This is a genomic window from Peribacillus simplex (assembly GCF_001578185.1).
Taxonomy (GTDB): Bacteria; Bacillota; Bacilli; order Bacillales; family DSM-1321; genus Peribacillus; species Peribacillus simplex_A.
Map to the genome: position 1 here is coordinate 2,581,709 of NZ_CP011008.1, position 12,510 is coordinate 2,594,218.

Annotated in this window: 10 protein-coding genes; 1 reads left to right on the forward strand and 9 read right to left on the reverse strand. The window is 40.1% G+C overall.

The genetic code is table 11. From position 1 onward, the window contains the following. Nucleotides 1–256: 256 nt before the first annotated feature. Together UP17_RS12035 and UP17_RS12040 are read right to left on the reverse strand one after the other, a co-directional pair. Nucleotides 257–1,588, reverse strand: a complete 1,332-nt coding sequence (locus tag UP17_RS12035) for a (Fe-S)-binding protein (protein ID WP_061463226.1) — start codon at nucleotides 1,586–1,588, stop codon at nucleotides 257–259. Next, nucleotides 1,585–2,991 carry an FAD-binding oxidoreductase gene (locus tag UP17_RS12040; protein WP_061463227.1) on the reverse strand — a complete coding sequence of 469 codons (1,407 nt, stop codon included), beginning with the start codon at nucleotides 2,989–2,991 and terminating at the stop codon, nucleotides 1,585–1,587. Before UP17_RS12040 ends, UP17_RS12035 begins: the two co-directional genes overlap by 4 nt. Nucleotides 2,992–3,075: 84 nt before the next feature. Here UP17_RS12040 and UP17_RS12045 point away from each other — a divergent pair, with 84 nt between their 5' ends. Beyond that, nucleotides 3,076–3,717, forward strand: a complete 642-nt coding sequence (locus UP17_RS12045; RefSeq protein WP_061463228.1) for a hypothetical protein — start codon at nucleotides 3,076–3,078, stop codon at nucleotides 3,715–3,717. A gap of 29 nt (nucleotides 3,718–3,746) precedes the next feature. Here UP17_RS12045 and UP17_RS12050 read toward each other — a convergent pair whose 3' ends face one another. The 7 genes from UP17_RS12050 to UP17_RS12080 all read right to left on the reverse strand — a co-directional run bounded on the left by UP17_RS12050 (nucleotide 3,747) and on the right by UP17_RS12080 (nucleotide 12,338). Beyond that, entirely contained in the window at nucleotides 3,747–4,553 is an 807-nt protein-coding gene (locus UP17_RS12050; RefSeq protein ID WP_094246734.1) for an ABC transporter permease, read from the reverse strand. Continuing rightward, complete coding sequence (locus UP17_RS12055) at nucleotides 4,553–5,497, reverse strand: ABC transporter permease (RefSeq protein WP_061463230.1); 945 nt, start codon at nucleotides 5,495–5,497, stop codon at nucleotides 4,553–4,555. The genes UP17_RS12050 and UP17_RS12055 overlap by 1 nt, the downstream gene beginning before the upstream one ends. Continuing rightward, nucleotides 5,461–6,594 carry an ABC transporter ATP-binding protein gene (locus UP17_RS12060; RefSeq protein ID WP_061466076.1) on the reverse strand — a complete coding sequence of 378 codons (1,134 nt, stop codon included), beginning with the start codon at nucleotides 6,592–6,594 and terminating at the stop codon, nucleotides 5,461–5,463. The genes UP17_RS12055 and UP17_RS12060 overlap by 37 nt, the downstream gene beginning before the upstream one ends. Before the next feature lie 46 nt (nucleotides 6,595–6,640). Further along, on the reverse strand, nucleotides 6,641–7,741 hold the full coding sequence (locus tag UP17_RS12065; protein ID WP_061463231.1) for an ABC transporter substrate-binding protein: 1,101 nt from the start codon (nucleotides 7,739–7,741) through the stop codon (nucleotides 6,641–6,643). Between the two features lie 19 nt (nucleotides 7,742–7,760). Then, a complete protein-coding gene (locus UP17_RS12070; RefSeq protein ID WP_061463232.1) occupies nucleotides 7,761–8,765 on the reverse strand; it encodes a TAXI family TRAP transporter solute-binding subunit in 1,005 nt (334 codons plus the stop codon). A gap of 162 nt (nucleotides 8,766–8,927) precedes the next feature. After that, nucleotides 8,928–10,304, reverse strand: a complete 1,377-nt coding sequence (locus UP17_RS12075; RefSeq protein WP_250211802.1) for a sigma-54-dependent transcriptional regulator — start codon at nucleotides 10,302–10,304, stop codon at nucleotides 8,928–8,930. A gap of 24 nt (nucleotides 10,305–10,328) precedes the next feature. Continuing rightward, a complete protein-coding gene (locus tag UP17_RS12080) occupies nucleotides 10,329–12,338 on the reverse strand; it encodes a transporter substrate-binding domain-containing protein (protein ID WP_081108804.1) in 2,010 nt (669 codons plus the stop codon). Nucleotides 12,339–12,510: the final 172 nt, after the last annotated feature.

Sequence of the window (12,510 nt, forward strand, 5' to 3'; positions counted from 1 at the left end):
CCAAGAATGGTTTATTACATTACTTATTATACCCTTTTCCATATCTTAATATAGTTAAATTTCTTACCGGTCTACTGTATTTTCAATTTAATGAACATAAATCGCTATTTTCATCCGCAGATATCCTCTGTATCATTGATCTACAAAGATATTTTCGCCTTCATCTTTAATGGAGAAAAATTAAAACATCAGTAATTTCCAATGAATCAGGAAATACTGACGTTTAATATTCTATAAAGTTTCAGTTTCTCTTTGGTCAATCCAAGCCGCAAGCCTTGGCAAGTATTTCAACAAGATGCATACTTTTGATTTGGTTTGCTGCTCCCTCCCTTTGAATGCCAATGCTCATTTGCATTTGACAGCCAGGGTTAACGGTCACTACTGCAGTGGCTTTTGTATCTTTTAGGTTCTTCATTTTTTCATCCAGTATCTTCATGGATTCATTAAAGTGAATGAGATTGTAAATGCCTCCAGATGCACAGCAACGGTCAAACCCTTCCATTTCCACATAGGAAACACCTGGTATGGATTGCAATAATAAACGAGGTTCCTTTTGGACCTTTTGAACATTGCGTAAATGACATGAATCTTGATAGGAAACGATGCCTTGCCATTCTTCAGTAAAGGGAAGTGGCCCCAATTGATGAAGAATTTGACTGATATCTTTTGATTTTTCCGAGAATGCCCTTGCCGCCCCAGCCCATTCGTGATCATCAGCCAATAGATGTCCATATTCAAGAAGCGAAGCACCGCAACCTCCTGCGTTATTTACGATTATCTCAGCATCTGATTGCATGAAGGCTTGGATATTCCTCTTCGCCAATGCTTTTGCTTGTTTTATTTCGCCTTGATGGGAATGCAGTGCACCGCAGCAATTCTGATTTTCAGGGAGAATGACCTCACAGCCCACAATGGTGAGCAGCTCAATAGTTAAACGATTTATTCGTGACATCATGGAATCCATGATGCACCCAGCAAAAAATGCCACTTTTAATTTCGTTTCCCCTTTTGCCGGCATTATCGTACCTGTCCGGATTCGTTTGGAGGACGACTCGATGGCTGGAAGTGCTTGCTCTAAATGTGCGAGGGCTGGGGAAACCTTTTGCAGTACATTCGATGAACGGATAATCTTGGATAATCCTGTTTTTTGATAGAATTGTACTGCACTTCCAATCCTGTTCATCCGTTTTGGATATGGAAAAAGATGAACCAATGCCAGCTTTTTGATTTTGTTCATTTTATTTTTTTGGTTGGCTGACGGGGAGTTTTCAATCGCTTCTTTTGCCGCTTCCAGTATATGTCCGTATGGCACACCGACAGGACATGCGGTTTCACAAGCACGGCAGCCTAAACATAGGTCGATCGGTTCAGCTAAATCTTTTTGGAAATCTATTTTCCCTTCGGCTGCCATTTTCACTAGATTGATTCGACCGCGTGGAGAGGCGGATTCAACTCCCATTGATTCATATGTAGGACAAGCTGGTAAACAGTAACCGCATTTTACGCATTGGTTTGTCCAATCATAGGCATCAGAATATAAATTATGGGCCACTGCATTTGTCTCGTTCGGTTTGACGGGTAGATTCATGTAACCAACACGACCCTTGTCTGGCCTTTATCAGGAAAAATCTTTCCTGGATTCATGATATTATTGGGATCCCATGCTTCTTTAATTTTTTTCATCATATTCACCCCTGTTATTCCTAATTCCATTTCCATATATGGTGACTTTAAAGTACCAATACCATGTTCCCCGGAAAGTGTTCCGCCTAGTTCGATTGCGGCTTCAAAAATTTCACTGACTGCAAGCTCCACTTTTTTCATTTCCGTAATATTTCGTTTATCGGTAATGATGTTCGGATGTAAATTGCCATCCCCTGCATGACCGAATACAACCAAGTTCAACCCATATTTCTCCCGGATTTGGTTTAATCTCTCCATCATCGCCGGTATTTGACTGCGCGGAACAGTTGCGTCTTCAGAAATTTTTGTAGGACCCATTTGTGTAATGGCCGGGGAAACCGATTTACGCGCACTCCAAATCGTTTGGCGTTCTTCCTCTGTCTCCGCAATCTTGACGTAGGAAGCACCCTCAGCCCGGCATATATCGGCGCATTTATTGATTTCCTCCTCAATCGCCAAAGGGTGACCATCTATTTCTATGATCAGAATGGCCTCTGCCTGTAGAGGCAATCCTGAAGGCCGATAGCTTTCGACAGCACGGATACACGCATTATCCATTAACTCCATGGCTGATGGTAGGATTCCTGACGATAAAATGCTGGTAATGGCATGACCGGAGTCGATCAAATGATTGAAGTGGGCGACAAATGTATGTTTTGATTGCGGTTTTGGAATTAAGCGAATGATTGCCTCTGTAACGATGCCCAAGGTACCTTCCGATCCTACAATCAATCGTGTCAAATCATACCCTGTTACATTCTTTACGGTCTTTCCGCCAGTACGAATGATTTCTCCCGTCGGGGTGACCACCTCCAGGCCTATCACATATTCTTTTGTCGTTCCGTATTTCAATCCCTTTGGACCGCTGGAGTTTTCCAATAGATTTCCGCCAATTGTGGCAACATTGGAACTGCTTGGATCAGGCGGATAGAACAAGCCGGCGTCTTCAGCCTTTTTATGGATATTTGCCGTTATCACACCTGGAGAGACAATGGCAAGCATATTTTCCCGATCAATGATCAATTTATCCCGTAAAAGGGTCATATCAAGAACCATCCCCCCTTTAACAGGTAATGGGCCGCCACTTAGCGAAGTTCCGGATCCTCTAGGGTAAACAGGTATTTTGTGAGTATTAGCCAATTTAACCACCTCACTGATTTCCTCCGCATTTTTTGGCTGTATAACGATTTCAGGTAAATATTCCCCAAAAGAAGCGTCATAGCTATAACAATACCTTTCTGCCAAATCAAGGTACATTCTATCACTTGGAATTACCTGACTAAGATCGTCCAGGGCTTCTTTCTCCATAATTCTCACTTCCTTTCTTTGATGTAATATAATGGTATTCTATTATCCTGCTAGATATAATGAAATAAAAAAGGAGGGTTTTTATTGAAAATAGCACTTATTCACGCAACCACAACTGCACTAAAACCAATTGAAATGGCATTTCAGACAGTTGCTCCAAACATTGAACTCCTTCATTTCATGGACACAGGTCTTCTCGCCTTGATGGAAAAGAGCGGCAAGTTGACTCCGGAAATCATCCGCCGCTTTTCTGCATTAGTGAATATAGCGCATGATTCTGATGTTTCATGCATCCAACTTACTTGCTCTGCTTTTAATGACATCACTTCAATCTTGCAACCTTTATACCCCGTTAAGTTATTTCGTTCAGATGAGGCCATGCTTGATGAAGCACTTAGCTATGCTAGCATCGGCCTGGTTTCAACCGTAAAAGAAACGCCGATCGCCCTTCAAAATTATTTATTGAATAAGAATCCGGACTGTTTTATCGAATCATTGGTGGATCCTGGGATCATCCATTTATTATCACAAGGAAAAAGAAAGGAACATGACGATCGGGTTAAAAAGATGGTGGAACAATTGGACGGAAAGACAGAAGTGATTTTGCTTTCACAATATAGCATGGAACATATCGCAAAGCAGGTTAATCCCTCTGTGCCAGTCCTAACGGCTCCACTATTGGCCGCCAAAAGGTGTTTGGCTCATTTGAATGGAACGTTTGGATGAGTTTTAGAACTAAGTCTGCATGATCGTGTTTAACCGTTTGTATGATGGGAACCACCAAAAACTTTTCCAACACCCTGAATTTTTTCAAGTATGACGATCAGCAGGACTGATATGAAAATAACCACGCTTGACACGGATGCAACGATTGGATTGTAGGCATCCTGCATTTGCGAGAAAATCTCGATCGGCAGCGTTCTCATCTCAGGTGATACCATAAAGAGCGAGACCGTTACATTATCAAATGATGTCAAAAATGCGAATAATCCCCCTGAGATGGCCGCGGATCCAATTAGCGGCAGTGTCACTTTCATGAATACTGTTAGTGGATTCGCTCCAAGTATGGCCGCGGCCCGTTCGAGATTATAATCAAATCCACTTAAACCGGTTAATACGAGCCGCATAACATATGGTATGCAAATGACGATATGGGCAATTAAAAATCCTGTAGATGTACCGGCAAGCATCATTGGTGTAAAGTACATTAAAAGTGCAATCCCTAAGACTAATTGCGGCACACTTAATGGAGAAGTTAAAAGGGCCGTAATATACGATTTTCCTGGTATATCATACTTTGCGATGCCAAGGGCTCCCAAAGTTCCGAATATGACGGAGAAAAGGGCAGCTAATGCTGCGAACTTCGCACTATTCAAAAATGCTTCCAAAAATTCAGGTCGCTCCAGGATCTTGGCATACCATTGCAGCGAGAAGCCTTCAGCCGGAAAACTTGGATAATTGGCACTTGTAAAAGAAGCGGGAATTACGACAATGAGCGGTATCAAGATATAGATAATGGCCAACACGGCTACGGCAATCCGAAGGCCGCCAAACGTTTTCATCATCGGAATACCTCCTTGAATTTCCCTTTTTCAAACGCTCTGGTAAAGACAGCTACTGATATGACAGTGGTTGCTAATAGAATATAAGAAAGAGCAGATCCGAATGTCCAATGCAGCAAATTATTTATTTGATCATAGATGACAACAGGCATCACGGGCACATTGGCTCCCCCCATTAATGCAGGCGTAACATAAGCACTCATTGACAAACTGAATACGAGAATGCAGCCAGATACGATACCAGGGATACTTAACGGCAATGTAATCGAAAAGAACCTTCTGAATGGACTTGCCCCAAGTATCGCTCCTGCCTTATCCAGAGAAGGATCAATATTATATAAACTGGCAACGATGGATAAGATCATGAAAGGAAGATATGCATTGGATAGTCCGATCACAACTCCGATTTCCGAAAACAATAGTTTCAATGGTGCATCTATTATGCCAAGGGCCATCAAGGTTTGATTAATCGTTCCGTTAGGCAATAGCAAGAGGTACCAGCCAAAATTACGGACGACTATACTTACCAAAAGCGGTGATACGATCAAGAGCGTGATATACCCTCTGATCCGCGCCGAGCTTTTGGCCATCGTCAAAGCTACAGGATATCCAAGAAATAAAGCAACCAGGACCGAATATAAACTGATTTTGACAGTCAGCCATAAAGAAGATAAATAGTAGCTATCGGAAAAGATTTGTGTATAGTTTTTTAGGCTATATACTGCATCAGCAGCTCCAAGATTATCAGTGGATATGAAGCTTAAATATAAAATGTATAACATCGGTATGACGAAGAAACCAAATATGAATAGCAGAATCGGCGTTAAAAGGAGTAATCCAGGCAGCCAGACTTTCCTTTTCTTGAATTTAGGTTCCTTTTGCGGCTCAATAGGATTCGTTTCCTGTTCTATTTCTTGACTAGCATAACTTCTGATGGGCTCCATCCAATCAACACCTCACTTCCATTTTGCCATGATGAATCGAAAGCAGAAGTCAATACTTGAATACTTTTCCCCTGTAATAGAACATTGATTTCCCATGAGGTACCAAGATAGTTAATTTGGCTAATCCTGGCACGATGGTAATCCAAAGGAGATAAGGAAGTTTCATCAATAGAAAGAATGCGCAGTTTTTCTGGTCTAATATAAATCTTCACCTCATCTCCGGTTTTCAAATCACTATCATTTCCCATGATATTATCTGCGTCGACATGAGTAATATCAGAACCGATCTTGACTGATACTTTCCGCTTGTCCACGGCAGACACTTTCCCTTCAAAACAATTCGATTTTCCGATGAATTGAAAGACGAATTCTGTCTTGGGATGATTGTAAATCTCAGTTGGGGTACTTATTTGTTCAATTTTCCCTGCATTCATGACCACGACTCGATCTGACATGGAAAGAGCTTCTTCTTGATCATGGGTCACAAAAATGGTCGTTACGCCAATTTCCTTTTGTAAACGCTTTATTTCGGCCCTTAGTTCATGGCGCAACTTTGCATCAAGGTTTGAAAGCGGTTCGTCAAGCAAAAGGAGCTCCGGTTCCACTACAAGTGCCCTGGAAATCGCAACACGCTGACGCTGACCTCCTGATAATTCCCTTGGATAACGATTTTCCAATCCTGACATTTTCACTAATTCAAGCGCTTTACTTATCTTCTTTTTTTGCTCAGCTTTACCGACCTTGCGTAATTTCAAGCCAAAACTGAGATTTTCATAGACTGTCATATGAGGAAAAAGCGAATAAGTTTGAAAAACCATTCCTAAATCTCGTTTATAAGGCGGAACCTTCGTAACATTATTGCCCTTAATATGGACCTCACCCCGATCTGCATCAAGGAACCCCGCAATGAGGTTCAAGGTCGTGGATTTTCCGCACCCCGAAGGCCCAAGAAGAGTGAGTAACTCTCCTTGTTTCACCTCCAAATCGATACCATTCAGGACAACATTCGCTCCAAATTGTTTAAAAGCGCCTTTTATCTCTACATCATTTTTATTTGACCCAACCCCCTGAACTGCCTCCAGGTGTTGCCTATTCATTTCCACATCTTTTTTTAATAATTCCATGTGATCAACACGCTCCTTTTTATTTGAGTTTTTTGCCTAATTCAGGAGTAACCTCTTTCGCCCATCTGTCTGACACCTCTGCGCGGATTTCGGCAAACTTGGCGAAATCTGGTTTGAATGTTTTATCACTTTCTTTAAGTCCGATTGACTCTTCGAACTTCTCTGGAATTTTCATGCCTTCTACCGTCGGATAAAATCCTTTTTCGGAAATTAATGCTTGCGCTTCTTCACTGATTACATAGTTGATGAATTCAAGGGCTTCTTTGCTATTAGGCGTATTTTTCACTAGACCAGCGCTGAAAGCTTGAAGCGGTACACCTTCTTTAGGCACGGCCATCTTAATGGGAATACCTGAAACGGCTAGTTCACCAATGGAGTAACTTCCCATGACCGTTACGTCAGCAGCTCCTTGTTGGACAGCTGGCATCATTTGCGTTGAGTTTTTATAAAAGGTATTGGAATAAGCTGCAAGATCTTTTGCCTTTTCAAGACCTGGTTCCATGTCTTCCGTACTGCCGCCGTTTGACATCGCCAGTCCATTAAGTGTATTGAAACCCCAGTCATTCGTAATATCTGAAAATGCCGTTTTACCCTCGTAATCAGGTGAGACAAGATCATTCCATGATTCAATTGATTTTAACCCTTTCTTTTTAAAGGTTTCCGTATTATAAGCTGGTGCAATGACTAAACCGAATGCTGGCGCGGCAGCCTTTTCAACCGGAATGAAACGTGGATCCACCGATTTCATATTGGGAACATTGGACTCATCAATTGGTACGATCAGTTCCTTCTCCTTAGCGCGAATTACATCAACCGGTACAAACAGGGCAACATCTATTTGCGGAGCGTTCTTCTGTAATTCCACTTTAGAAAGGATTTCACCAGATAAACCGGAAATGTAATTTACGGTTATTCCCGTTTTTTCTTTGAACTTTGGAGCGATCACATCTCGGATGGCACTTTCGATGACTCCGCCATTCCCTGCTATCGTTATTTTTTTCTCTCCATTTTCACCTGCACCCGTTTGTACCGATTCTCCTGGCTTTTGCGGAGTTGGATTACCACACCCTGCAAGAGCGATCAATGCGATTATCAATAAAAGACTTAATATTTTCTTCATATTCATTACCTCCCATTTTTCATTGATTTTCAATAATTCCTTGTTCGCTAAAATATTTCATGGCTCCTGAATGAAATTCGAGTGGAACTTGTTTGGTTGCTTCCTCTATTGAAATATCAGAAGCGGCCGGATGTGTATGCTGCAGCTCAGGCAGATGTTCATATAGTGTTTTCACCAGATTGTAAGCATGCTGGTCAGACATTTCATCATAGGTTACCAAAACATTTTTAATAGAAATCGTTTGGACACTTTTTTTCATTCCCTTATATGTATCACTAGGAATTTCATTGGCAGTATAAACACCATATTGTTCCTGAAGGTGTTCAATAATATCTTTCGGGATTGGGATGAAGGAGAGTTCCGTTTGCCCGGATATGAAAGCGATTTCATTATTCGGAATTCCCGAAGAAAAGAAAGCGGCATCAATGGTACCATTTTGCAAGGCTTCTGCAGATTGAGAAAAAGATAGATAGGATAAATTCAATTGATCAAGCGGTAAATCCGTTTCTAATAGGATTCGTTCTGCCATTAGCCTTGTACCACTTCCGGTCGTACCAACATTAATGCGTTTACCAACTAAATCTTCCAAGGAATCAATATCATTTTGTTTCGTTGTAACAATTTGAACATAGTTGGAATATAGGGCCGTTAAAGCTCTTAACTTGGATTTATCCGTTTCAGGCAAATCAAGTACATCTACTGAGGTAAAACCAATTTCTGCGCGATGGCGGCTAACCAATTCAGTATTTTCGATGGAAGCATGGGTTACCTGGGTTCCTGAAACAGCTCCATTATATTTTTCAAGCATGTTTGACAATCTTTGTCCTAATGAATAATAAACCCCTGACATATCTCCGGTTGCAATGATTAGGAGCCTATTTTTTAAATCCTGTCCTTCAGAAACTAATTGCCTCTGGATCAAGGTAGCAGGTTTTGAAATTTCCTGCTGCTCATTCATAAAAGAACATCCTGCCATGAAACAAAATAACACAGCGACTTTTATAAAGAGTGCTCCATTTTTCATAGTGGCCCTCCTTTCTTAATGAAAATAGATGCAAGTACTATGCCAAGTCGATTAATTGCTCTAAAACGCAAAGTTTGCCGATTTAGAGCATGATTCACCATCATAAACCGGCATTTTTTGCCGGGTACCCAGAAAAAAATGCCGGTTTAGACTATTAGCCTTTTATTCTTCTTTTGAAATGAGCTTGATTTTATCACGAAGGCTCCTTTCAGAAATCTTTAGGATTTGGGCTGTTTTTTGCCGATGGTTTTTACAATATTGAAGAGTGGCCGTTATGACTTTTTCCTCTATTTCTTTCATGGATATGCCAATCGGGATTCTGAAACTGTTAAAATCATCGTCAATGCCATTCGGCTGGAGAATGAACTTCTGTTCTTGAACATATTGTGGCAAGTCGGTATCTTCCATTCTTTTCGAGTTTGATAGGGCAACAGCATATTCTATAATATTACCAAGCTCACGGACATTCCCTGGGTAATGATAATCCAGCAAAATCCGACGTGCGGTTGCCGAGAAAGCCTTGTCTTCCCGGTTCATATCGGTAGAGTGCTTTTTTATAAAATAATCCATAAGGATGGGTAAATCTTCTTTTCTATCCCTTAACGGCGGCATCGAAATGGGAATGACATTTAACCTGAAATACAAATCCTCCCTAAATTCACCTTCCATTACCATTTGCTCCAGGTTTTTATTGGCTGCACTTATAATACGGACATCCAGGGATATTTTTGTATTGGAACCTAGAGGCGTCACCTCTCGTTCCTGCAACACCCGTAATAATTTGACCTGAAGAGGAAGGGGCATTTCACTAATCTCATCCAGAAAAAGGATGCCTTCATTAGCAGCAACGAATTTCCCTTCCTTCCTCTGAGTTGCACCGGAAAAAGCGCCTTTTTCATAACCGAACAATTCAGATTCCAGCAGCATCTCAGGAATTGCAGCACAATTGACAATCTGCATGGGTTTGTTTTTCCTTCTTCCCAGAGTATGGATGTTTCGGGCTACAAGCTCTTTTCCAGTTCCACTTTCACCTGTGATAAGAACACTTGAATCAATATCTTTCACTCTTTCGATCATTGAAAAAATACGCTGCATCGCTTTGCTATTACCAAGGAAGTTCCCAAATCCTTTTTGCATCTCTAATTCTTCATGTAATGTCTCCAATTTATTGGACATCTGTTTGAATTCGGCTGCCCTCATCAAGAGCAAAGAAAGTTCTTCTATATTAATGGGCTTTTCAATATAGTAGTAGGCCCCTTTTTTTATGGCATCGATGGAAGTTTCAATAGATGAATAGGCAGTCATCATGATGACTGTTACGTTAGGTGCTATTTGTTTGATTTTCTGCAGGACATCAAGTCCACTTTTATTTCCTATCCTCAAATCAAGTAACACAATATCAAAAGGCTGATCGTCGATCTTCCGAAGACCCTCATCCGGGTCCGTAGTTGTCACTACTTGATAAGAATCTTCCAATGCAAAGCTAAGAGCGGTGCAAATAGCAGGTTCATCGTCAATCACCAATACATTCATTTTCATATTACTCCTCCTCATTCCAGGCTTTTATTCGATATATAAAGGTAGTAAAATGGTGAATTTCGTTCCTGAATTAGGATAACTTTTCACATGGATATCTCCGTTATTTTCTTTAATTAACCTATACGATAACGTAAGTCCCAAACCGACGCCCTTTTCTTTATTTGTGAAAAAAGGCTCGAAAATATGGTTCAGTTCCTCCCGTTTCATCCCCTTTCCTGTATCGGATATGGCAATCCGCCCTGTTTTTTCGTTTTCTTTATCAATGGTGATTTTAATGGTCTTTTCCTTTGTTTCTTCAACGGCATGAATCGAATTCAACACCAAGTTAAGAAGTACCTGTTGAATTTGTTGTAAATCTATATAAAAAATAAGGTCCTCCTCAATCGTTTGCTCGAAATTTATTTGTTTTTTTTCCATTGTCACCTTATGAAAAGCAAGTAATGATATAAGGTCATTAGCGTGGCAATTTGTAATATTTGGCGGTCGCGGACGAGCATATTCAATTAAATCGGTAACAATCGCATTCAGCCGGTTTACTTCAGTAGGCAAGTGTTCCATTAGAACTTGTCGGAATTGAGGATTATCATATTTACTCGGCAGTAAATCAATGAATGCTTTAATCGATGTTAAAGGATTCCTGATTTCATGTGCGACACCTGCAACTAGTTGGCCAAGAGCGTGCAGTTTTTCTTGTGTGACCAATTTTTTCTCCAATGTTTTCTTTTCCGTCTCATCATTCATGGAAAGTAAGTATCCAGTTTGTATTTCTTCAGAATTGAACATCTTATGCATCGAATATGAAATGACCTTCTGTTCATTTTCTTCGTTTATTACCAAGATCCGAAAAGAACCCGTACGATTTTTCGTATTTTGTTCTTGATGGGAAGCTTCGAAATTCCCCATTAATTTCGAATGATTCGAAAAATTCAGAATCATTTCCTTGGAAATGTTTAGAATGTCCGATGCCTTTGCATTGCAGCTGGTAATCATGAAATCGAGATCAAATGTTATGATGCCAGTATTGATATTGTTTAAGATTTGTTCTTTGAACGCTTTGCCATTAGCGATGTTTTGCCGTTGTTTCTCTAAATCCTTATTTAATAAATGTAATTTCAACGTCTGGTTATGAACGGATTTTTTCAGCTTTTGATTCCATATATAAATAACTAGAAGGACAAGGGCTACTACAGTTAAGATTATGATTAGCCAAAATATGAATTGCTCCAACCTGGCAATTTTTTGATTGGACTGTGGCATGATCCATTTGTCAATTATCCCGTTGATATTCCGGTTCGCTTTAAGTTCTGTAAGTGTATTGTCCATCATGAAAAGAAGCGTTTGATTCCCTTTTTTTACTGCAATCGTATAATCCGCGGGTTCAATAACTTCATCGAGAATGATGTAATTCTTTTCCTGGCGGAACTTTCTCAAATAGAAGTCTGCAGTCCATTTGTTTCCAATGAACACATCTGCACGATTGTTCAATAATGTTAAAATGCCCGAGTATTGATTTGAAACGGTCGTTAAGTTTGTATTCCTCATATTGAGAAATGTACTGATTACAGGTGTGTTATAGTCAAGGACAACATGTGAATAACGTAAATCCGTTAACGTATGAATATCCTGTTTCCTTTTACTAGGGATGATAATTGATTGGGACATGGTAAAATAAGATTGAGTGAAATCAAGTTGATTATCTTTTTCAGTATTATAGGTACTTCCAACAATTGCATCAATTGTTCCGTTCATTAAGGCTTTTTCCGCTTCTTGCATCCCCATCGGAATATATTCGAAATCAACCCCATTATATTTTGCTATTTCCTCCATTAAATCAATATTGATCCCTGTCAGCTCACCAGCTTCATTTTCAAATGAAAATGGAGGAAGGGCACTTTCTTCAGCAATTTTAAAAGTTCTTTGTTCAGCAAAAATAGCGGGAGACCATAATGTTTGAACAAAGAATACAAAACAAAATATACATAGTTTAAACATCCGCTTTTTAATTAAGAACCCTCCTTTTATGTCGATATTCATGCAGTCAATAACCCTCGGCTAAAAAACATCCTGTAATAATACTTCTCCAATTAGGACTTGAACCCTTTAAAATGTAAAAGATTCTTAGTATAATCTGACACAATCCAACAATTACCTACAAAATGGTGTGTTTCTGAATTTTATCCTGTCCTAACCTAGCTAAGGTGTTTAG

Coding starts and splice junctions, on each gene's coding strand:
- UP17_RS12080 (WP_081108804.1), bottom strand. CDS start 12,338: ATGAATATCGACATAAAAGGAGGGTTCTTAATTAAAAAGCGGATGTTT.
- UP17_RS12050 (WP_094246734.1), bottom strand. CDS start 4,553: ATGAAAACGTTTGGCGGCCTTCGGATTGCCGTAGCCGTGTTGGCCATT.
- UP17_RS12055 (WP_061463230.1), bottom strand. CDS start 5,497: ATGGAGCCCATCAGAAGTTATGCTAGTCAAGAAATAGAACAGGAAACG.
- UP17_RS12035 (WP_061463226.1), bottom strand. CDS start 1,588: ATGAATCTACCCGTCAAACCGAACGAGACAAATGCAGTGGCCCATAAT.
- UP17_RS12070 (WP_061463232.1), bottom strand. CDS start 8,765: ATGAAAAATGGAGCACTCTTTATAAAAGTCGCTGTGTTATTTTGTTTC.
- UP17_RS12065 (WP_061463231.1), bottom strand. CDS start 7,741: ATGAAGAAAATATTAAGTCTTTTATTGATAATCGCATTGATCGCTCTT.
- UP17_RS12040 (WP_061463227.1), bottom strand. CDS start 2,991: ATGGAGAAAGAAGCCCTGGACGATCTTAGTCAGGTAATTCCAAGTGAT.
- UP17_RS12060 (WP_061466076.1), bottom strand. CDS start 6,594: ATGAATAGGCAACACCTGGAGGCAGTTCAGGGGGTTGGGTCAAATAAA.
- UP17_RS12075 (WP_250211802.1), bottom strand. CDS start 10,304: ATGAAAATGAATGTATTGGTGATTGACGATGAACCTGCTATTTGCACC.